Below are 21,286 nucleotides of genomic sequence, written 5' to 3'. Positions count from 1 at the left end.
CGCGGATCCGTGCGTGCTCTTCCCTGCGGCGCGGCGGCCGTTCAGCTCCCGCCCAGGTACCGCGGCTCGGGCGGGACCGACTTCGCCGGGTTCCCGCCCATGGTCGGGGACAGCCACTTCTCGTACGAGTGCTGCCAGCCCCCGGCCTTGTCCGCGCGCCACTCCACGAGGACCTGGTTGACCCGGCGTACCAGATCACCGGCGTCCTTCTTCATCGCCACGCCGTAGTACTCGGTGGTGAACGCCTCGCCCTTCAGTTCGACCGTGGGGTCCTGGGCGGCCTGGCTCGCGGCGAGCGCGCCGTCGGTGACCACCGCGTCGACCTCGCCGAGCTGGAGCCGCACCAGGCAGTCCAGTTGGCTGGGCACGGTGGTGCTCAGGTCGGCGTCGGCGGCGAGCCTGCCGTCGAGCTGGTCCTGCCGCAGCGTGCTCAGTGCCGTCGAACCCGCCGCCGTGCAGATCCTCTTGCCGGCCAGCGACCCGTCGTACCCGGTGATCTCCGGGGACTTGGGCGCCAGGACCTGCTGGCCGGTCCTGAAGTAGGGCGCGGAGAAGGCGACGTCGGCCAGGCGGTCGCAGTTGATGGTCATGGTGCGCACGACCATGTCGACCCGACCGTCCTTGATGGCCGGGATGCGCTGGTCGGTGGGTATCGCCTTGAACTGCACGGCGTCCGGGTCGCCGAGGATGTCCTGGGCGATGCGGTGCACCAGGTCGATGTCGAAGCCCTCCAGCGCGGCGTCGCCGCCGCTGTTCGGGTCCCGGTAGCCCCAGTGGTAGCTGTTCTGGTCGACGCCGACGATCAGCTTGCGCTTGGCGCCCTGACGCTTCTTGATGGCCTCGATGGTGGGGCCGTCCGCACCGCTCGGCGGCAGGGTCTGCTTCTCCGGGTCCGCGCACTCCTCGGCGGCCCTGGCCTGGCGGCTCTGGGCGACGCCCTGGCCGCCGGTGACCGCGCCACCGCCCTCACTGTGCGAGCGGACCATCGGCAGGAGCAGGGCGAAGACCACCGCGAGGGCACAGGCCAGTGCCATCGCGCCCACCCCGCCCCAGCCCTTCAGGCGGGCCCGCAGCCCTCGCGCACGCATCCTCACGCCCCCTTCCACGGGTACCCCTTCCCACCCGCTCGCCGGGCCCGCGTCCCGCCTCACCGGTACTCCGACAGCCTGCGGCCGATGCCCAGCAGCGCGGCGGCCGCGCCCAGCACGGCGAGGACGGCGCCGCCCTCGGGCAGGTGGTTCATCGCGCCCAGACCGTCGCCCGCCGCCGTGCGGAACTCGGCCTCCTCGTGCGCGATGGCCTCGGCCAGCGAGGCGTCCACCCCGTCGAAGCACTCGACGGTGGCGCCCTTGTCGCCGATCACCAGGTCCAGCGCCTGACGGTAGTTGCCGCTCTCGTCCTGCTCGCGGGCCGCCGCATGGCGCTTCTTCCACTCCGTCATGTCGCTCGCGGCCGCCGCGACCGGCTTGCCGCCCGCGTCGTCGTCGGCGAGCCGGCGTGCCTCGGCCAGGCCCTTGGCGAGGGTGCCCATGTTCTTGCCGAAGTCGTAGTCGTACGCGTCGTACGTCGTGCCGCCGACCTTCTTGGTCTGCGCGCCGCGCGCCACGAGCGTGAGGTTCTCGTTGCCCCGCGCCTTCAGGGAGGCGATGCGGGCCTCGTGCAGGGCGTTGAGCGAGCGCACGCCGTGGGTGTCGGAGGCGCCCAGGCCGGACCGGGCGACGCTGTGGCCGACGACCAGCCAGAGCAGGACGATCACGGTGGCGGCCGTCCCGGCGGCCAGGCCGTGGTTCAGGACCCGGTTGGTGCGCCGGTAGGTGCGGTGCTGCGCCCATCCGAGGGCCGCGAGCGCGAGCACGCCGAGGGCGATCGCCGCCCAGGGGTACGGCTCGGCGTCGGCGTAGTCGTCGCTCAGCCGGTCCTTCTCGCTCGTGTAGAGATCCTCCGCCGCCGGGAGCATCTGCCGCTGCATCTTCTCGTTGGCGTACCGCAGATAGGCGCCGCCGACCGGGAAGCCCTGGCGGTTGTAGGTGCGGGCGCGCTCGATCAGGCCCTTGTACTCGGGCAGCAGGCGGTTGAGTTCGGCGACGGTCTTCCCGGCGGGGGAGTCCGCGTCGGAGCCGGCGGCGGCCTTCACCAGCTTCTCGGCGGCCGTGCGGACGCCCTTCTCGTACCGGTCGCGGGACGCCTTGGTCTCCTGGCCGCCGGCGAGGAAGCCGCTGGAGGCCGCGGTGTTGGCGTCCGCGAGGGAGCGGTAGATGTCGGCGGCGGCGGAGCTGAGCGGCTGGCTGCGGTGGAGCACGTCGTCCGCGGCGGCGGACCGCTCGCTCGTCTGCCAGGCGGTGACGGCGCCGAAGGCGATCACGAGCGCGGCGAGCACGGCGCCGATGACGCGCAGCCGGCCGGGCTCGGTGGTGGCCGCGGCGCGCAGGCGGTCCAGGCCCTCGGCGAACGCGGTGCGCCGGGGCGCGGGCGGCGGGGAGGAGGCAGGGACCCCGCCGGAGCGCTGCGGGGGCAGGGACCGGGGCGGCACTGCGGGCGGCGCGGGCGTGCCCGCGCCCGGCGGCGGCGCCGCGCTGCCCTCCGGCGGTCGAGTCACTCTGACCTCCCCCATGGTCATCCGTCGCCGCAAGTATCGCGCCCCGCACCGGGCTTCGCACCGGCCTTCGCCCGATCCCGCTGCGATCGCGGCACCGGGCACCCCCTCCCCGGCGGTGCCCGGCCGGTGGAACTCCTCAGCCCCTGCCCATGAATACGTCCGCCGAACCGGATCGGTTCCCCTCGGGGCCGCTCAGGCGCCGAAGTGTGCCCGCGCCCGCTCGTGCGCCCCTTCGTCCGCCCCCGTCCGGTCCAGCCCGAGCAGCACCGCGCCCAGCACCGGGGGAGCCGTCACCACCCTCGGCACCGCCATGGGCGCGCGGGTCGCCAGCAGCTCCCGTATCCGGCCGTCGAGCCGGGGGTGCCGTGCGGCCAGGACGCTGCCGCCGAGCAGGACCGGCACCGGTTCGCCCAGCAGGCCGAGCCGGGTCAGCGCCACCGTGGCCATGGCCACCACCTCGTCGGCCTGCCGGTCGACCAGCGCGCCGGCCACGCGGTCGCCGCCGGCCGCCGTGGCGAACAGGACGGGGGTCAGCTCGTGGCGGCGCACCGGCTCGATGCGCCGCAGGTGCAGGGCCTCGATCAGGGCGTGCACGGAGTCCAGCCCGAAGTGCGCCGGCAGGGCCCGTGCCAGCTCGGTCGGCTCGCCCCGCCCGTCCTCCGCGCGGGCCGCGTGCCACAGCGCCTCCTCGGCCAGGGCCCAGCCGCCGCCCCAGTCGCCGGACATCCGCCCCAGGGCCGGGAAGCGGGCGGTGCGGCCGTCGGGGCGCATGCCGACGCAGTTGACGCCGGCGCCGCAGACCACCGCGACGCCGCGCGGCTCGGTCACACCGGCCCGCAGGATGGCGAAGGTGTCGTTGCGCACCTCCACGCTCGTCCCCCACGCGCGCGCGTGCAGCGCGGCGGACAGTTCCTCCTCCTCCACGGGCAGGTCGGCGTTGGCGAGGCACGCCGAGACATGGCCGACGCCGGTCACGCCGGCCGCGGCGAAGGCGCGCGCCACCGTCTCCGCGAGGCCGTCCACGGCCGGGCCGACGCCCACGGCCGGGGGCCGGAACCCTCCGCCGCGGGCCGTGGCGAGGACCTGCCCGTCCGCCGCCACGACCGCCACGTCGGTCTTGCTGTTGCCCGCGTCCACGGCGAGGACGCTCGCGCTCACGCCCACGTCAGGTGCTCCCGGTTGTTGGCGGCCAGCAGGTCGGTGAGCCGCTCGGCGTAGGTGTACTGGCCGACGAGGGGGTGGGCGAGCAACGCCCGGAACACCCGCTGCCGGCCGCCGCGCAGGGCAGCGTCCAGCGCCAGGTCCTCGTACGCCGTCACGCTCGCCATCAGCCCCGCGAACAGCGGGTCCACGGACGGCACGGCCAGGGGCGTCGCGCCCCCGCGGCCCACCGCGGCCTGCGTCTCGATGACCGCGTCGTCGGGCAGGAAGGGCAGCGTGCCGCCGTTGCGGGTGTTCACCACCTGGTACGGGGAGCCGGCGCCGCCGAGCAGGGCCGCCGCGAGGTCCACGGCCGCCTCCGAGTAGTAGGCGCCGCCGCGCTTGGCCAGCAGCGCCGGTTTCTCGTCCAGGGCGGGGTCGGCGTACATCTCCAGCAGGCGCCGCTCCATCGCGGCGACCTCGGCGGCGCGGGACGGCTTGGTGCGCAGCTCGTCCACCACCTCGTCGTGCGCGTAGTAGTAGCGCAGGTAGTAGGACGGGACGACGCCGAGGCGGTCCAGCAGCGGGCGGGGCAGGCGGAGGTCGGCGGCCACGGTGTCGCCGTGCTCGGCCAGCAGCCGGGGCAGGACGTCCTCGCCCCCGGGGCCGCCGAGGCGGACGGCGGTCTCCCAGGTGAGGTGGTTCAGGCCCACGTGGTCCAGGTGCACGCCGGCGGGCGCCGTCCCGAGCAGCGCGGCGAACTTGCGCTGGAGCCCGATCGCCACGTTGCACAGGCCGACCGCCTTGTGACCGGCCTGGAGCAGGGCGCGGGTCACGATGCCGACCGGGTTGGTGAAGTCGATGATCCAGGCGTCCGGGTTGGCGCGGCGGACGCGTTCGGCGATGTCCAGCACCACCGGCACCGTGCGCAGCGCCTTGGCCAGGCCCCCCGCGCCGGTGGTCTCCTGCCCGACGCAGCCGCACTCCAGCGGCCAGGTCTCGTCCCGCTCGCGGGCCGCCTGCCCGCCGACGCGGAGCTGGAGCAGGACCGCGTCGGCGCCGTCCACGGCCGCGTCCAGGTCACCGGTGGTGACGATGCGGCCGTCGTGTCCCTGCCTGGCGAAGATGCGGCGGGCGAGACCCCCGACCAGCTCGAGCCGGTCCGCCGCCGGGTCGGCGAGGACCAGCTCCTCGACCGGCAGGGTGTCCCTCAGACGGGCGAACCCGTCCACGAGTTCGGGGGTGTAGGTCGAACCGCCGCCGACCACGGTGAGCTTCATGGGGACATCAACCCTTCGCTGGGGTACGGGGCCTGGTACGGGGTCAGCGCGAGGTGTCGAAGACCTCGTCGCGGGTGGCCGCCAGCGCGCTCTCCAGCGCGCCGCGCAGGACGGGGTGCTCGGTGACGGAGCCGAGGACGAGCCGGGGCCGGGAGGCGGCCAGTTCGGCCAGCTCGTCGCGCACCAGGTCGCGCAGCACCTCCCCGCCGGAGGTGAGCGAGGTGCCGCTGAGGACGACCAGTTCGGGGTCGAGGACGGAGACGAGGGAGGCCAGACCGGTCGCCAGGCGGGTGGCGTACGCGTCGAGGAGGCGCCGGTGCGGCTCGTCGGCGCCGGCCCCGGCGGCCCGCGCGAGCAGGGCGGCGGCCTCGGGGGGCGGGCCGGAGGGAACCGGGGCGATGCCGAGGTCGCGGGCGAGGCGCGACACCGCCTGGGATCCGGCCAGCTCCTGGAAGCCGCCGCTGCCGGTGCGCGCGACCTGGCGCACCAGCGGGGCACCCGGCACGGGCAGGAAGCCGACCTCGCCCGCGCCGCCGGTCCAGCCGCGGTGCAGCCGGCCGCCGAGGACCAGGGCGGCGCCGAGGCCCTGCTGGTTCCACAGGAGCACGAAGTCCTCGTGGCCGCGGGCCGCGCCGAGGCGCTGCTCGGCGAGGGCGACGAGGTTCACGTCGTTCTCGTACTCGACCGGCATCGGAAGGGCGGCGGCGAGGTCGTCCAGGAGGCTCGGGGTGTGCCAGCCGGGCAGGTGGGCGGCGTAGCGCAGCCGTCCGGTGTTCGGGTCGAAGGCGCCCGGCGTGCCGACGACCAGGCGGCGCACGTCGTCGAGGGAGAGTCCGGCGGCCTCCGCCGCGCCGTCCAGGGCGTCGGTGACCTGCCGGACGACGGGGACGGCGGCGCGCCTCGGGGGGACGGGCAGTTCGTACCGGCCGACCGTGCGGCCGGTCAGGTCGGCGACGGCGGCGAGGAGGCGGTCCGCGGTGACGTCGAGTCCGGCGGCGTACCCGGCGGCCGGGTTGACCTCGTAGAGCCGGGCGCCGGGCCCCGGGCGGCCCTCGGTGGTGCCGCCCGCCAGCACCAGTCCCGCCGCCTCCAGGCGGGCCAGGAGCTGGGAGGCGGTCGGCTTGGACAGGCCGGTGAGCTTGCCGATCCGGGTGCGGGAGAGCGGCCCGTGCTCCAGGAGCAGGTCCAGGGCGGCCCGGTCGTTCATGGCGCGCAGCACGCGCGGTGTGCCGGGCGTACCGACGGTTCCTGCCATGTGTGCGCCGCACCTGCCCACTGTTAGGAAACTTTCCTGTTGGCTGAGGAAGGTAGGCCCGCCGGGCGCGAGCCGTCAAGGGCCCGACGCGGACCGCGCGGAGACTGCCCGGCGGGCCGCGGGGCACGTACCGGTGGACCGCTCCGACTGGCCGTCCCCGACGGGACGCGCCGAGGAGGGCCCCGGCCGAGCGGCCGTTCCGGCGGGCCTCGCCAGCAGCCGTCCCCGCCCTCCGCGCCAGGAACCGCCCCTGCGGAGCGCGGGAGGGCCTGTCCCGGTGGAGCGCGGGAAGAGGCCGTCCCGGCGGACCGCGCCGGGACGGCCCCGCGGGCGCCAGGGCGAGTCCCGGTGGGCCGCGCGAAGGACCCCGCTGCCCGTGAGGAAACAGACCGCCCCCGGGGCGACGCGGTGGTCGTGCCGGGGGCGGGAAGGGTGGCCGGCGGAGCTACTTCGTGGTGCTCGGCGGGGGGATCGGGGACGCGGCCACCGACTGCGGCGACACGGTGCTCGCGTACGCCGACGGGGCGGCGACGCCCGCGGTCGGGTCGGCCGCCGTGGTGCCGTCCACCGGGACCGTGGCACCGCCGACGATGGCGATGCCGGCCGCGTCGAAGGCCCGCTTGATGCGCCAGCGCAGCTCGCGCTCCACGGTGAGGGACTTGCCGGGCATGGTCTTCGCCGAGACCCGCACGACCATCGAGTCCAGCAGGACGCTGTCCAGGCCGAGCACCTCGATCGGGCCCCAGAGCATCTCGTTCCAGGGCTCCTCCTTGCTCATCCGCTCGGCGACCGCGTCGATGGTCTGCTTCACCTTGTCCAGGTCCTCGTCGGAGCGGACCGTCACGTCCACGCCGGCCGTCGACCAGCCCTGGGAGAGGTTGCCGATCCGCTTGACCTCGCCGTTGCGGACGTACCAGATCTCGCCGTCGGCGCCGCGCAGCTTGGTCACGCGCAGCCCGACCTCGATCACCTCGCCGGAGGCCACGCCCGCGTCGACGGTGTCGCCGACGCCGTACTGGTCCTCCAGGATCATGAAGACGCCGGAGAGGAAGTCGGTGACCAGGTTGCGGGCGCCGAAACCGATCGCCACGCCCGCGACACCGGCGGACGCCAGCAGCGGGGCCAGGTTGATCTGGAACGTGCCGAGGATCATCAGGGCCGCGGTGCCGAGGATGAGGAAGCTGGCCACGGACCGCAGTACCGAGCCGATGGCCTGCGACCGCTGCCGGCGGCGCTCGGCGTTCACCAGCAGCCCGCCCAGCGCGGTGCCGTCCACCGCGCCCGCGGTGCGGTTCATCCGGTCTATCAGCTTGGTGATCGCCCGCCGGACCACCGCCCGCAGAACCGTGGCGATCACCAGGATCAGCACCACCCGCAGCCCGATCGCGAGCCACGTCGACCAGTTCTGCTCCACCCAGCTCGCGGCGTTCGTCGCGTGCTCCTGGGCGTCCTGGAGCGTGGGCACCGCCGGGGCCGTCGGGGACGGCGAGGGTGACGGCGGCTCACCGGCGGCCGGCAGGACGGCGGCGGACAAGGACACGGCGGATACCTCCAGGTGCGACGGCCCGTCCGCGGCGCGCGACCGGGCGACCGTGGTCCAGGGGTCTGGTCCGAGGTCACGGGAAGGTCACCGGACGGGCAGGACAACCACACTAACGGGGCACCTTGTGGGGATCGGCGTGAAGTCCGCGGGAGAGACCGTGCTCACCCCCGCTTGAACTGGTCAGGAAGCGGGGGATGCATCAGGTGTGGTCGAAAACACTCCCAGCCCGTTACCGGGACATGGTGGCGCGTCCACCAGGCATGAGGGGAGACTGACTACGGATCGTCCCGGCGCGAGCCACGCGCCGCCGGCGTACAAGGAGGCATCCGTGCCGCATGTCCTGGTTCTCAACGCGTCGTACGAGCCACTCGGCGTCGTACCGCTCCGCCGCGCGCTCGTCCTCGTCCTCGAGAACAAGGCCGTGTGCCTCGAGGAGTCCGGCGCCTTCCTGCACAGCGCGACCGTCACCGTCCCCGCACCCAGCGTGGTCCGGCTCAAGCGATTCGTGCGGGTCCCCTACCGGGGGCCCGTCCCTCTCACCAGGCGTGCGCTGTTCGCGCGCGACGGAGGCCGGTGCATGTACTGCGGTGGCGTGGCCACCAGCGTCGACCACGTCGTCCCGCGCAGCCGCGGCGGCCAGCACGTGTGGGACAACGTGGTCGCGTCCTGCCGCCGCTGCAACCACGTCAAGGCCGACCGGCACCTGGTCGAGCTGGGCTGGCGCCTGCGCCACAAGCCCGCCCCGCCGACGGGTCTGGCCTGGCGCATCATCGGCACGGGCCATCGGGATCCGCGCTGGCTGCCGTACTTGCAGCCGTACGGCGCGGACGACGCGATGGCCCGGATCGACGGCATATCGGCCTGACCGATCCGGGCCTTTCCGCACCCCGGGCCGGTCCCGCCCGGCGTTCCCGGTCCCTCGGGGGCCGGGCGCCGGGAGCGGTCCCGGCCGGCCCGGGACGCCGGTTGCGGCGTGGGCCCGGCGGTTCTCGGCGCGGTGCGCGGGGCGTTCCGCCCGCACCCCTCACGCGTACCGCAGTTCCCCCGGCCGTACCGTGCGGCCCAGCAGGGGCAGTGCCGTCGCCGCCGCCAGCAGGCAGGAGGCGTACACCGACGGCGCGACCAGCGCGGCCGTCCACGGCAGCGTCCCGTCGCCCGTGAGCGAGGAGTACCAGAGGCCGGCCGCGGTGCCGCCGGCGCCGGCCAGCAGCAGGGCGGGGGCGAGCGGGAGGGCGGTCTCCAGCAGCAGGGCCCGGTTCAGCACGGCGCGCGGCACCCCGGCGGCGACCTGGGCGGCCAGCGTCCGGCGCCGGGTGGCCAGCGACTCCGCGGTGCCCACGGCGAGCCCCGACAGGGCGATCAGGAGGGCGACGAGGAGCGCGGCGCCGGTCAGGTCCAGGCCGGTCGTGTAGTACGCCGCGTCGGCACCGGTCTGCTCGTCGGAGCGCAGCCCGGTGAGCATGGTGTGCCGGATGCCGAGGAAGGCCGTCGCGGCGACCGTCACCACCAGCAGGGCGGCGTGCGTACGGGCGGGGGCCCACGGGTCCTCCCGCAGCCGTTCCGCCGCGATCAGCGGCGCCGCGCTCCGGGCCCGCCGGGCGATCAGCCGCCCCGTCGCCCGCGCCACCGCGCCGGCCAGCCACACCGAGCCCGCGCCGAACGCGAGGACCAGGCAGGACACGCCCAGCGGTGCCTGCCAGGCGGACCGGGGACCCGGGCCCCGCTGCGCGGTCAGGGCGAGCACCCCCACCCCCGCCGACACCACCAGCGCGGACAGGCTCAGCAGCACCGGCCCCCGGCCCGTGACCGGACCCACGCGGCGCACCCGGCCCAGCGGCGACGCCACCACCCGGCGCAGCGCCAGCGCGCCCGCGGCCGTGCCCAGCACCGGCACGCCGACGGCGACCACCGCGACACCCGCCCAGGTCGGTCCGGTCGGCGCGGTCCACAGGCTCAGCAGCACGAGCACCGAGCCGGCGGTCGCCACCGCCGAGCCCGCCAGACAGGCCGGCCCGGTCTCCAGGGCCGCGATCCGCCGCACCTGCCACGGCGTCGCCCCGGCCAGCCGCAGCCCGGCGAGCCGCCGGTCCCGGTGCACGGCGCCGATCCGGGCGCACTGGCCGAGGAAGGCCAGCACCGGGACCAGCAGGAGCAGCAGGCCGGCGATGACCCCGGAGCGTGTGCCGGGTTCGCTCAGCAGGCCGTGGAAGAGGGACACGGTGTGGCCGTCCGGGACCGTCGCCAGGACGACGGCCGCGAGCGCGAAGCCCGTGGCGAGCGCCGCCCCCACCGCCGTGAGGGCGATCCGCCACCACTCCCGCCGGTCGGAGCCGCGCAGGAGCTGCCGGGCCAGCCGGGCGTCGGAGAGCACCGAGGCGCCGAACCCGCTCACGCCGCCACCTCCAGCGGCGCCGGGGCCCCGTCCCGCAGCCGGACCTCGCGGTCCGCGTACGCCGCCACCTGCGCGTCGTGGGTGACCAGCAGCACCGCCGTGCCCGACTCGCGGGAGACCCGCGACAGCGCGGTCATCACCTGCTCGGCCGCCAGCGAGTCCAGCGCGCCCGTCGGCTCGTCCGCGAAGACCACCCGGGGCCCGGTTACCAGGGCCCGCGCCAGCGCCGCCCGCTGCGCCTGGCCCCCGCTCATCTCGCCCGGCCGCGCCTCCTCCTGCCCGCGCACCCCGAACCGCTCCAGCCACTCGGCGGCCCGCGCCCGTGCCTCGGCCCGGCCGGTGCCGGCCAGCATCAGCGGCAGCGCCACGTTGTCCAGGGCCGTCAGCTCCGGGACGAGCTGCCCGAACTGGAAGACCACACCGAACTCCGTGCGCCGCAGCTCGCTCAGCCGCTTCTCCGGCAGCCCGTCCAGCCGCTGCCCGGCGTACGTCACCGTGCCGGCGTCCGGGCGGACGATGCCGGCCAGACAGTGCAGCAGCGTCGACTTCCCGCTGCCGCTGGCCCCGGTGACGGCGAGGATCTCGCCGGCCCGCAGTTCGGCACCGGCGCCGCGCAGGGCGGGCGTCCTGCCGTGCGCCTTCACCAGGCCGGTGGCCGCGAGCAGCGGCCCGCTCGTGTCGCCGTTCGTCATGTCGTGCAGACCTCCGCGGTCAACGTGGTGAGCCGGGCCGCCGTGGTCGTCATCCAACGGAGGTCGGCGTCGAGGTGGTTGAGGGCGTAGTCGGCCGAGAGCACGGTCGTCAGATCCGCGCCCGGGGCCGTCTTCAGCGCCGTGAGCTCCCGCATCCGCCCCATGTGGGCGGCGCGTTGGGCCAGCAGATAGGCGTCCGCGTCACCGCCGGTGAGGATCGAGACGACGACCTTGGCGAAGATCTCGTTCGTCACGAAGGGCGCGGGCGGTGCGACCTCCCCGGCCCAGCGCGCCAGTTCGCCGAGGCCGTCCTCGGTCGCGCGGTACGCCGTCCGCTCCGGGCCGCCGTCCGACCCGGTGCCCTCGACCTCCGCGAGGCCGTCCCGCACCAGGCGCTGAAGGGTCGTGTAGACCTGCCCGTAGGCCAGCGGGCGGGCCTGCGGGAAGCGTTCGTCGTGGCGCCGCTTCAGGTCGTAGCCATGGCTCGGTCCCGAGGCGAGCAGCCCCAGCAGGATGTGACGGGTGCTCATGGCGCCAAGTATTCATCACGTACATGTACTGAGTGAATAGTCGGCCCGGAAAAGTTTCCGCACAGTGCCGCGCCGGGCCCGGCGGGATCGGGGGGAGGGCGGGAGCGGGGAAGCCGGGCGGGGCGGGGGGCCGAGGACCGGGCGGGGCCCGGGGGCCTCAGTCCGCCACGGCGTACGCCTCCACCGACCAGAGCGAATACCCGTACCGCGTCGCCCGTTTCTCGCCCTGCACCCGCACGAACCGCACGTCCCGCTCGTCCATGCGGACGCTCTCCCGGCCGCCCCGCCCGTCCCGCACCGACGCCGCGGTGCGCCACCGGCGGCCGTCCGCGGAGACCTGGACGCGGTACGCGGAGGCGTACGCGTCCTGCCAGCTCAGTACGACCCGCCCGAGCCGCACCGGCCGGGCGAACTCCACCTGCCACCAGGCGCCGTCGTCGGCCGGGGACGACCAACGCGTCCGGCCGTCGCCGTCGCTCGCCGCCCGTGCCGGGAAGTCGGGCGTCTCGTCCGCGGAGGAGCGCGCCGTGCCCGCGCGGGCCACGTCGGGGCCGGCGGTACGCGGAAACGCGCGGACGGTGAGGGTGCGGCTCGCGCCGCCGAAGGAGAGCCGGACGGCGTACGGCCGCGCGGGTGTCCCCGGCGCCACCCGCACCTCCACCGGCACGTCCACCCGCCGGCCGCGCGGCAGCGTCAGGGCGCCCTCGGGGACGCGGACGTCCACGCCCTTCGGCGCCTCGGCGGTGAGCGTGCCGCGCACGTCCCGGGGCCGCTGCGAGCCCAGCCGGACCGTGAGGCGCCCGGCGGCGCCGATCTCCGCGTCCGTGACCGCGCCCGCCCCGGGGTCCGTCCTCGTGCCCGGAAGGTCCAGGGAGGCGTCGGCACCGTCGCCGAACCACGGGACCACGTGGCGGACCCGGCCGGTGTCCGGGCCGGTCACCCGGACCGCCTCCGCCTCCCGGGCCACGGCGAGTTCGGTGGCGCCGCCCTCCGCCAGCGCCCCGACGCGCCGCCACGCGCCGCCGGGGGAGCGGACCTCGACCTCGCCGTGCGTGCCGGGCTCCGCCAGCACCGTCACCGACGCCAGCGGCCGTGCGTGCGCGAAGCGGACCGAGCCGCCCTGCCCGGCGTCCGGCTTCCGGTCCAGGCCGGCCCACGCCTCGTACGCCTGCCCGGCCCGCCGCAGGAACGGGTCCAGCACGCCCTCCGCCACCGTCACCGGTGCGTCGCCGAGCCGCTCGCGCAGGTCGGCCAGGTGCCGGTACGCCGTCCAGGCCGCCGCGGCGTCGTGGTCGTGCTGGGCGCGCAGCATGTCGAGCGCCGTCGTGCCGGCCTCGCCGTAGCGGGCCAGTTGCCGCGACCAGGGGGCCACCTCGGCGGCCAGGGCGCCGGGCAGCCGCTCGGGCAGCGTGCGCAGCACCTCGAACTCCGCCCGCAGCCGCCGCTCCGCCGGCCCGCCCGAGCCCTCCCGCCAAAGCGCCTCGATCGCCGGCCTCAGATACGCCGACTCCTCGGTGCCGAGCACCGAGGACGCGTCATTGCCGGCCAGCGCCGTCAGCGCGCGTCCGCGCCGCGCGTCACCGCCCGCGAGGTCGTCGATCGCGGCCCGCCAGGACTCGCCGGGGCGGTAGGCGCGCGGGTTCCAGGCGTAGTCGGCGGTGGTGAACAGCGGGATGCGGGACGCCTCCGCCTGCTCCATCGCGTTGGCGAGCAGCGCGGCCGAGCCGGCCGCGACCGCCGGTTCGCGGCCCTGGTAGGGGCCGAGGAAGAGACGGCCGGGGGCGTAGTCGTTGACCGGGTAGTTGTCCACGGTGACGAGCGGATGCCCGAACACCTCGCGGGCCTCGGCCAGTTCGCGGCCCGTGATGGTCCGGGGCACCACGCCGACCCCGGTCCACGCCACCTGGACGTGGTCGTCCAGGGCCGCGGCCAGCGCCCGGCGGTAGGCGGTCGGGCCGTCCTGGTAGTACTCGGTCGGCATCACGGTCAGATCGACGGGCGCCCCGGGATGCCGTTCGGCCAGGTGCCGGGCGACCGCGTTCGCCACCCGCGCCTGCGCCCGCGCCGCCGCACCGGGCCCGGAGCCGAACTCCCGGGCGTCCGCGCCGCAGTGCCACTCGCTGTAGCTGACGTCCTGGAACTGGAGCTGGAACGCCCGGAAACCCAGCGCCCACATGCCGTCCAGCTTCCCCGCCAGCGCCCGTACGTCCTCGGCCGAGGAGAAGCACATGGCCTGGCCCGGCGACACCGCCCAGGCCGGCGTGACGTGGTTGGCGCGGGCCCGCTCGGCCAGCTCCCGGAACCGGGTCCGCTGGTCGGCCGGGTAGGGCTCGCGCCAGCGGGCCTGCCGGTAGAGGTCGTCGCCGGGGGCGTAGAGGTAGCGGTTCTGCTTGGTGCGGCCCAGGAAGTCCAGTTGCGCCAGCCGCTCCTGGTGCGTCCACGGGGTGCCGTAGAAGCCCTCGGTGATCCCGCGCACGGCGGTGCCGGGCCAGTCCTCGACGACCACCGCCGCGAGCGTCCCGTCGCCCGGCCGGACGAGCTGGCGCAGTGTCTGCACGGCGTGGAACAGGCCGTCCGGGCCCGTCCCGGCCAGGGTGACGCCGCCGCTCCCGACCGTCAGGCGGTACCCGCCGGACGGCAGTCCGCGCCGGGAGCCGGCGGCGGGTTCCTCGGTCCCCGCACGCACCACCAGCGCCCCGGAGGGCGGGCGTTCACCGGCCGCCGGCGTCGTGACCCTGCGCGCGCCCGCCCCGCGCAGCAGCGCGCGCAGGGCGTCGACGGCGTACGGGTCCGCCGCCGCGTCCGTGATCAGCGCGACCTCTTCGGTGACCCGTACGGCGGCGCCGTTCGGGCGCAGGGACTGCGGACGCGGCCACACCGCGACACCGGCGCCGGCCGCCCGGCCGGGCGACGCGGACGCCGGGCCCGCGGGCGAGGACGGGCCGGCCGTCGCGGCGGGGGCGACGCCCACCGCGCCCAGGCTCGTGGCGAGGACGGCCAACGCGAGGGCCGTCGCCCTCCTCCTGCCCCGTGGCTGCACGGACCCCTCCTGCTCGTCGCCGGGCGGCCCCGCCCGCCGGGGGTGCCGCGCCGGCCGTGTCGCGGGGGCGTCACGCCCGCCACATCACGCCTGTGTCACGTCTGGATCACGAGTGAGCCCACCACTCGGGTGGTGGCGGTGTCAACGACGGTGGCCGCTGTGACCGGTTTGCCCGGACCGGCGGCGAGCCCGGCGCCCCCTTCCCTGAACCGGAAGCGTTTGCCGAGGGCAGAATGTGACCAGGGTCACGTTGTCCGTCCGGGGGCGTCTGTCCGCGCGCCGACTGGGTAGGGCTGCCGTAACCCACCGACTAGCGCACGCGACACGAAGGAGACCTCCGTGGCCGTCATGGCACCCCTGCTGCTCCCGGCCCCTTCCAAACCCGTGGCGGAGCCGTCCACCCCCTGGGCGGAGCCCTCCGCCGACTCCGGCACCCCCCACTACTGCGTCTTCGGTGCCACCGGCAGCACCGCCGAGACCCCGCTGACCAGCGAACCGCCGCTGCCCGACGCCGAACCCCTCACCAGCGAGTCGCCGTTCGCCGACGCCGTCCCGCTGACCAGCGAATCCTCCCCGGAACTCACCGCGGTCGTGCCCGAGCAGGGCGGCCCGTCCTTCGCCGTACCGGAACCGACGAGGGCTTCGAGGCCGTAGATGACAGATGTCCGGCCGGCCGAGCCCCCCACCGAGGACCTGCCCGAGGAACTGACCAGGCTCGCCGCACTGCACGGCGTCGCCACGTCCTACAGCCCGTCCCCGGAGCGCACCGTCGCGGCCTCGGCCACGGCCGTCACCCTCGCCCTGGCCGCCCTCGGCGTCGACGCGGGCGGGCCCGCGGAGGTGCGGGCCGCGCTCGCCGCCCGCGAGGACGAACTGCGCGAACGCCTGCTGCCGCCCACCGTCGCGGCCCGCGCCGGCGGCGGCACCCCGGCCGCCCTGGCCGCGCTGCCCGAGGGCACCCGGCTGCGCGTCGAGACCGAGCAGGGCGAGACGCGCACCGACGCCGGGCGGCTCCCGCCGGGCTACCACCGGGTGACCGCCACCGCGCCCGACGGCCGGGCGGCCCACGCCCACCTGATCGTCGCCCCCGACCGGCTGCCCGCCCCCACCGGACGCTCCTACGGACTCCTCGTCCAGCTCTACTCCCTGCTGTCCCACCGCTCCTGGGGCATGGGCGACCTCGGCGACCTCGGGGAACTGGCCGCCTGGGCGGGACGCTCCCTCGGCGCCGGGTTCGTCCAGGTCAACCCCCTGCACGCGGCCGTCCCCGGCGCCCCCACCGACCCCTCCCCCTACCGGCCCTCCTCCCGGCGCTTCCCCGACCCCGTCCACCTGCGCGTCGAGGACGTGCCCGAGTACGCCTACGTCGCCGACCCCGCACCCCTGCGCACGCTGCGGGAACGCGCCGGACGGCTGCGCGGGGCCGTGCTCGGCGAGGGCGCCCTCATCGACCGGGACGCCGTCTGGGACCTCAAGCGCGCCGCCCTGGAACTGCTGGGCGAGGTGCCCCTCGGGCCCGGCCGCCGCGCCGCCTACTGCGACTACCTCGCCGAACAGGGCACCGCCCTGGAGGACCACGCCACCTGGTGCGCGCTCGCCGAGGTCCACGGCCCCGACTGGCACCGCTGGCCCGAGGCCCTGCGCGACCCGCGCTCGGACGGCACCGCCCGCGCCCGCGGCGAGCTGATGGACCGCGTCGACTTCCACTCCCGCCTCGCCTGGCTCACCGACACCCAGCTCACCGCCGCCCAGCGCGCCGCCCGCGAGGCCGGGATGCCGGTCGGGATCGTCCACGACCTCGCCGTCGGCGTGCACCCGAGGGGCGCCGACGCCTGGGCCCAGCAGGAGTACTTCGCCGCCGGCATGTCGGTCGGCGCGCCCCCCGACGCCTTCAACGCCCGCGGCCAGGACTGGGGCCTGCCGCCCTGGCGCCCCGACCGCTTGGCCGAGTGCGGCTACACGCCCTTCCGTCGCCTGCTGCGCGGCCTGTTCCGCTACGCCGGCGCCCTGCGCATCGACCACGTCATGGGCCTGTTCCGGCTCTGGTGGGTCCCGGAGGGCCACCCGCCCACCGAGGGCACCTACGTCCGCTACGACGCCGAGGCCCTGCTCGCCGTGCTCGTCCTGGAGGCCACCCGGGCCGGCGCCGTCGTCATCGGCGAGGACCTCGGCACCGTGGAACCCGGCGTGCGCGAGACGCTGCGCGACCGCGGGGTGCTCGGCACCTCGGTGCTCTGGTTCGAACGCGACTGGGCCGGCGACGGCCGCCCCCTGCCCCCCGAGCAGTGGCGCGCCGACTGCCTGGCCACCGCCACCACCCACGACCTGCCGTCCACCGCCGCCCGGCTCACCGGCGAGCACGTCGCCCTGCGCGACCGCCTCGGCCTCCTCACCCGCCCGCTGGAGCGGGAACGCGCCGAGGCGGCCACGGACACCGCCGAATGGCTCGAGCAGCTCGCCCGGCTCGGCCTGCTGGACGGCGCCGCCGGCGGTGCCGACACCTCCTCGGAGGAGGCGGAGATCCAGGCGGTGCACCGCTTCCTGCTGCGCACCCCGGCCCGCATGGTCGGCCTCTGGCTTCCCGACACGGTCGGCGACCGCCGCCCGCAGAACCTCCCCGGCACCTGGGACCAGTACCCCAACTGGCGCCTGCCCGTGGCCGACGCGCAGGGCCGCCCGGTCACCCTGGAGGAACTCGCCGCGTCCCCGCGCCTGCACGCCCTGATCGAGGTGATGCGGGACCGCGCGCCCCGCTGAACACCCCGTCCCCCGGCCCCGTACGGCACCCCGGGCGCGCGTCCCGTTCGGCCGTTCGCTAACTTTGCACCGTGGACAAGAAGAACGCCCTGCGCGCCGGCGCCCTGGCAGCCGGTACGACGCTGATGATGCTGCTCATGTCGTCCCCCGCGCTCGCGCTGACCCGCGACGACGGTGACGACCCCGGCACGGGCCTGAGCGTCATCGAGACGCTGGGCTACTACGTCCTGGCCCCGATCGCGCTGTTCGTGATCATCGCGGGTCTGGTCATGGTCCTGGACAGGTCCCAGGAGAAGCACCGCGTGACCAGCCGCAACGTGAAGACCAGGGCCGACTCCAAGGCCTGATCCCCACATCCGTCCCACCGAGGGCGCCGACCCGTGCGCGTACGTGCCAGCCGTACGCGCGGGGGCCGGCGCCCTCGGTGCGTGCGGGGCCGGCGCGCGGGGGCGGACCGGCGGACCGGGGAGCTACCGCTCGGTCGCCAGCAGCAGGTCCCGCAGCAGCTCGGCCAGCAGTGCCGCCCGTTCCCCGTCCAGGGCGGACAGCGCCTCCGTCTGGACGGCGAGCCCCGCGCCGACCGCCTCGTCGACCAGGCGCAGTCCCCGCTCGGTGAGCGTCACCCGCAGCCCCCGGCGGTCGTGCGGGTCGGGGGAGCGGCTCAGCAGCCCCGCCCGCTCCAGTTTGTCGAGGCGTCCCGTCATGCCGCCGGTGGTGAGCATCAGCGTGGCCGAGAGCTGCCGGGGGGAGAGCGCGTAGGGCTCACCGGAGCGGCGCAGGGTCGCGAGGACGTCGAACTCCCCGCGTGAGATCCCGTAGGCGGCGTACGCCTTCTCGATCCGGTCGCCCATGGCGCGCGAGAGCCGGTAGACGCGGCCGAACACCTCCATCGCGGCCGTGTCCAGGTCCGGCCGCACCGCCGCCCACTGGTCGATGATCGCGTCGACGGGGTCCCTGCGCTGTGCGGGCCTCGGTTCGGGGTGCTCAGTCATGGGACGAGTATCGGTGGCCTTCCGCTCGGCCGCAAGAAAGTAGCTTGACGAAAACTTGCTTAGAGCTAAGCTACTTTCAACCGAGCTAATCAGGGCAGGGGCTTCGGTCCCGCTCTCCTCCCGAAGGGTGCCTCCATGGCCGCCGGCCGCACCGCCCTCATCGCTCTCACCGCCCTCGCCCCCATCTCCTGGGGCACGACCTACGCCGTCACCACCGAGTTCCTCCCGGCCGACCGCCCCCTGTTCACCGGTCTGATGCGGGCCCTGCCCGCCGGGCTGCTGCTGCTCGCCCTCGCCCGGGTGCTGCCGCGCGGCGTCTGGTGGGGGAAGGCGGCGGTGCTCGGCGCGCTGAACATCGGGGCGTTCTTCCCGCTGCTGTTCCTGTCCGCGTACCGGTTGCCGGGCGGCATGGCCGCCGTCGTCGGCTCGGTCGGCCCGCTCTTCGTCGTCGGGCTCTCCGCGCTGCTGCTCGGGCAGCGGCCCACGGCCCGCTCCGTCGTCACCGGCGTCGTCGCCGCGTTCGGCGTCAGCCTGGTCGTGCTGAAGGCGGCCGGTGCTCTGGACCCGCTCGGCGTGCTCGCGGCCCTCGCCTCCACCGCCTCCATGTCCTTCGGCACCGTCCTCACCAAGCGGTGGGGACGCCCCGACGGCGTCGGCCCGCTCGCCCTCACCGGCTGGCAGCTCACCGCCGGCGGGCTGCTCATCGCACCGCTCGCGCTCCTGGTCGAGGGCGCCCCGCCCGCGCTGGACGGCCCGGCGATCGGCGGCTACCTCTACCTGGCGCTGGCGAACACGGCGGTGGCGTACTGGCTCTGGTTCCGCGGCATGGGCAGGCTCTCCGCCACCCAGGTCACCTTCCTCGGTCCGCTCTCCCCGCTGACCGCCGCCGTCGTCGGCTGGGCGGCGCTCGGCCAGGCGCTGACGCCCGTGCAACTGGCGGGGATGGCCCTGGCCTTCGGTGCGACCGTCGCGGGGCAGCTCCTGCCGGCCAGGCGGGTCGAGGGGGCCGTATCGTTCAGTTCTCCTTCAAAGAACCGTCGAAAAGATTCGATGGACCTGACGGGTCCGGGCCTGCGACGCTGACGCCAGCCCGGCCTCCGACCAGGGAAGGACCTTCGTGGCCATAGCCGACCGCGCGACCCCCGCAGACGCAGCCGAACCCGCCGCCACCCCGGCCGGCACCACGGCGTCCACCGCCGAGGAACCCGCCGCCCAGGCGACACCGAGGCCGGGGGCGCCGGTCGCCGTCGGCCTCGCGCTCGCCGTACTCGCCACCCTCGTCTGGTCCGGCAGCTTCGTCACCTCCCGCGCCCTCGGCGACAGCGTCCCGCCCGTCCAGCACGCCTTCTGGCGCTGGGTGGTGGCCCTCGCCGTCGTCGCCCCCTTCGGTGCCCGGGCGGCCTGGCGGCAGCGCGCGCTGATCCGCGGCAACCTCGGCTTCGTGGTCCTCGCGTCCCTGCTCGGCGTGACCGTCTACAACACCCTCGTCAACCAGGCCGGAGTCACCACGCCCGCCGCCAACATGGGCATGATCATGGCCGCCTCGCCGGTGCTGATGGCGGTCTACGAGCGGGCCGGCGGCGTTCGGCTCGGGGCCCGCCGGGTCGCCGGGCTGCTCATCGCCTGCGCGGGCGTGCTGCTGCTGGTCGGGGGAGACGGGGCGTCCTTCTCGGCCGGGGACCTGTGGATGATCGCCGCGGCCTGCTGCTTCGGCTCCTACAGCGCGCTGCTGCGCCGCCGGCCCGCGGGGCTCGACGGCTCCGCCTTCCTGTTCACCACCTTCCTGGTCGGCACGGTCCTGCTGCTGCCCGCCCAGGGCGTCAGCCTCGCCGTCCAGGGCGGCTTCGCCCTGACGCCCGGCACCGTCCTGCCCCTCCTCTACGTCGGCGTCGCCTCCTCGGCCGTGGCGTTCTTCGCCTGGAACAAGGCGATCTCGCTCATCGGCCCGACCCGCGCGGGCGTCGTCTACTACCTCCAGCCCGTCTGCGTGGCCCTGCTGTCCTGGGTGCTGCTGGCCGAACCGGTCGGCTGGGCGCAGGCCGGGTGCATGGCGCTGATCCTCGGGGGGGTGGTCCTGGGTGCGGGGGCACGCCGGTAGGTTGCCGTCATGGCCGAATGGGACATCCGCAAGCTCCAGATCCTGAGCACGCTGCGGGACCGGGGCACGGTGACCGCGACGGCCGAGGCGCTGCACATGACGCCGTCGGCCGTGTCCCAGCAGCTCACCAACCTCTCCCGGCAGCTCGGGGTGGAACTGCTCCAGGCCCAGGGGCGGCGGGTCCGGCTGACGGACGCGGCCCGGCTCGTCCTGCGGCACGCCGAGGCGGTCTTCGAGCAACTGGAGCGTGCGGACACCGAGTTGGCGGCATACGTCGACGGGGAGGCCGGCGAGGTGCGGGTCGGCGCCTTCTCCACCGCCGTACCCGCGCTCGTCGTACCGGCGGTGACCGCGCTGCGGGCGGCGCGTCCCGGCATCACGGTGCGGGTGCGGGAGGCCGAGGCGCAGGAGGCGTACGAGCTGCTCGCCGCCCAGGAGGTGGACCTCGCCCTGTCCCTGGCCGCGCAGGCGCCCACCGCGGGCGACCCCCGCTTCACCCGCGTGCCCCTGCTCGCCGACCCGCTGGACGTCGCCCTGCCCCGCGACCACCCGCTCGCCGGGGCCGCCGGGCTGCGGCTGGCCGACCTCGCCGCCGAGCCGTGGATCTTCGGGGGCAGCGGCCCCTGGTCGGACATCACCCGCGGCGCCTGCGAGGCCGCCGGCTTCCGCCCCCACCAGGGCCACGCGGCGGCCGGCTGGACGGCGATCCTGGCGATGGTCGAGGCGGGCATGGGCGTCGCCCTGGTGCCCCGCATGGCGGCCGTCCCCCGCACCGGCGTGGTCATGCGCGACCTGCGCGAGGACCGCCCGGTCCGCCACGTCGTCGCGGCCGTCCGCAAGGGCGCGGGGGAGGGCGGCGCGGTGAGCAGGGTCCTGGACGCCCTGCGCCGGGCCGCGACCGACCGCGAGACCTGACCCCGCCCCGCCTCGACCGCACGGGTGGGTGCCCCGCAGGAACGCCGAGGGCGCCC

The 21,286-nt window shown here is 75.9% G+C and carries 18 protein-coding genes; 7 read left to right on the top strand and 11 right to left on the bottom strand.

The genetic code is table 11. From position 1 onward, the window contains the following. Window positions 1–41 precede the first annotated feature (41 nt). The 6 genes from ACH499_RS03855 to ACH499_RS03830 all read right to left on the bottom strand — a co-directional run bounded on the left by ACH499_RS03855 (window position 42) and on the right by ACH499_RS03830 (window position 7,811). Window positions 42–1,088, bottom strand: a complete 1,047-nt coding sequence (locus ACH499_RS03855) for a glutamate ABC transporter substrate-binding protein (protein WP_356196616.1) — start codon at window positions 1,086–1,088, stop codon at window positions 42–44. A gap of 59 nt (window positions 1,089–1,147) precedes the next feature. After that, on the bottom strand, window positions 1,148–2,596 hold the full coding sequence (locus ACH499_RS03850) for a hypothetical protein (RefSeq protein ID WP_399013619.1): 1,449 nt from the start codon (window positions 2,594–2,596) through the stop codon (window positions 1,148–1,150). 192 nt (window positions 2,597–2,788) lie between these two features. Then, on the bottom strand, window positions 2,789–3,760 hold the full coding sequence (locus tag ACH499_RS03845; RefSeq protein ID WP_399013617.1) for an N-acetylglucosamine kinase: 972 nt from the start codon (window positions 3,758–3,760) through the stop codon (window positions 2,789–2,791). Beyond that, entirely contained in the window at window positions 3,751–5,016 is a 1,266-nt protein-coding gene (locus tag ACH499_RS03840) for a 6-phospho-beta-glucosidase (protein WP_399013615.1), read from the bottom strand. The genes ACH499_RS03845 and ACH499_RS03840 overlap by 10 nt, the downstream gene beginning before the upstream one ends. Window positions 5,017–5,059: 43 nt before the next feature. Next, complete coding sequence (locus ACH499_RS03835; protein ID WP_399013614.1) at window positions 5,060–6,271, bottom strand: ROK family protein; 1,212 nt, start codon at window positions 6,269–6,271, stop codon at window positions 5,060–5,062. A gap of 445 nt (window positions 6,272–6,716) precedes the next feature. Continuing rightward, entirely contained in the window at window positions 6,717–7,811 is a 1,095-nt protein-coding gene (locus tag ACH499_RS03830; RefSeq protein WP_356196629.1) for a mechanosensitive ion channel family protein, read from the bottom strand. Between the two features lie 331 nt (window positions 7,812–8,142). Between ACH499_RS03830 and ACH499_RS03825 the strand changes: the two genes are divergently transcribed. Then, window positions 8,143–8,679: an HNH endonuclease gene (locus ACH499_RS03825; RefSeq protein WP_356196632.1), complete on the top strand. Its 537-nt coding sequence runs from the start codon at window positions 8,143–8,145 to the stop codon at window positions 8,677–8,679. Between the two features lie 159 nt (window positions 8,680–8,838). Here the strand turns inward: ACH499_RS03825 and ACH499_RS03820 are convergent, their stop codons facing one another. The 4 genes from ACH499_RS03820 to ACH499_RS03805 form a co-directional block, all read right to left on the bottom strand. After that, window positions 8,839–10,206 carry an FtsX-like permease family protein gene (locus ACH499_RS03820; protein ID WP_399013612.1) on the bottom strand — a complete coding sequence of 456 codons (1,368 nt, stop codon included), beginning with the start codon at window positions 10,204–10,206 and terminating at the stop codon, window positions 8,839–8,841. After that, window positions 10,203–10,898 (bottom strand): ATP-binding cassette domain-containing protein, encoded by a 696-nt coding sequence (locus ACH499_RS03815; protein ID WP_356196637.1) that lies wholly within the window; start codon window positions 10,896–10,898, stop codon window positions 10,203–10,205. Before ACH499_RS03815 ends, ACH499_RS03820 begins: the two co-directional genes overlap by 4 nt. Next, on the bottom strand, window positions 10,895–11,428 hold the full coding sequence (locus ACH499_RS03810) for a PadR family transcriptional regulator (RefSeq protein ID WP_365592335.1): 534 nt from the start codon (window positions 11,426–11,428) through the stop codon (window positions 10,895–10,897). Before ACH499_RS03810 ends, ACH499_RS03815 begins: the two co-directional genes overlap by 4 nt. Before the next feature lie 157 nt (window positions 11,429–11,585). Further along, complete coding sequence (locus ACH499_RS03805; RefSeq protein WP_399013609.1) at window positions 11,586–14,468, bottom strand: beta-N-acetylglucosaminidase domain-containing protein; 2,883 nt, start codon at window positions 14,466–14,468, stop codon at window positions 11,586–11,588. A 339-nt stretch (window positions 14,469–14,807) separates the two neighbouring features. Between ACH499_RS03805 and ACH499_RS03800 the strand changes: the two genes are divergently transcribed. From ACH499_RS03800 to ACH499_RS03790, 3 genes are all read left to right on the top strand, one after another. After that, window positions 14,808–15,122, top strand: a complete 315-nt coding sequence (locus ACH499_RS03800; RefSeq protein WP_356196644.1) for a hypothetical protein — start codon at window positions 14,808–14,810, stop codon at window positions 15,120–15,122. Beyond that, complete coding sequence (malQ, locus tag ACH499_RS03795; RefSeq protein ID WP_356196647.1) at window positions 15,123–17,225, top strand: 4-alpha-glucanotransferase; 2,103 nt, start codon at window positions 15,123–15,125, stop codon at window positions 17,223–17,225. It begins immediately after the preceding gene. 71 nt (window positions 17,226–17,296) lie between these two features. After that, window positions 17,297–17,572 (top strand): hypothetical protein, encoded by a 276-nt coding sequence (locus ACH499_RS03790; RefSeq protein WP_356196649.1) that lies wholly within the window; start codon window positions 17,297–17,299, stop codon window positions 17,570–17,572. Between the two features lie 123 nt (window positions 17,573–17,695). Here ACH499_RS03790 and ACH499_RS03785 read toward each other — a convergent pair whose 3' ends face one another. Further along, entirely contained in the window at window positions 17,696–18,217 is a 522-nt protein-coding gene (locus ACH499_RS03785; RefSeq protein ID WP_356196651.1) for a MarR family transcriptional regulator, read from the bottom strand. Between the two features lie 135 nt (window positions 18,218–18,352). Here ACH499_RS03785 and ACH499_RS03780 point away from each other — a divergent pair, with 135 nt between their 5' ends. The 3 genes from ACH499_RS03780 to ACH499_RS03770 are packed head-to-tail and all read left to right on the top strand — an operon-like array spanning window position 18,353 to window position 21,230. Further along, entirely contained in the window at window positions 18,353–19,300 is a 948-nt protein-coding gene (locus ACH499_RS03780) for an EamA family transporter (RefSeq protein WP_399013606.1), read from the top strand. 40 nt (window positions 19,301–19,340) lie between these two features. After that, entirely contained in the window at window positions 19,341–20,315 is a 975-nt protein-coding gene (locus ACH499_RS03775; RefSeq protein WP_399013815.1) for a DMT family transporter, read from the top strand. 9 nt (window positions 20,316–20,324) lie between these two features. Beyond that, window positions 20,325–21,230, top strand: coding sequence for a LysR family transcriptional regulator (locus ACH499_RS03770; RefSeq protein WP_356196656.1), 906 nt, complete (start codon window positions 20,325–20,327; stop codon window positions 21,228–21,230). Window positions 21,231–21,286: the final 56 nt, after the last annotated feature.

This window comes from Streptomyces sp. NPDC018947 (genome assembly GCF_044390505.1).
Lineage (GTDB): Bacteria > Actinomycetota > Actinomycetes > Streptomycetales > Streptomycetaceae > Streptomyces.
The sequence above is the reverse complement of the archived record's forward strand: the minus strand, read 5'-3'. Positions and strand labels throughout refer to the sequence as shown.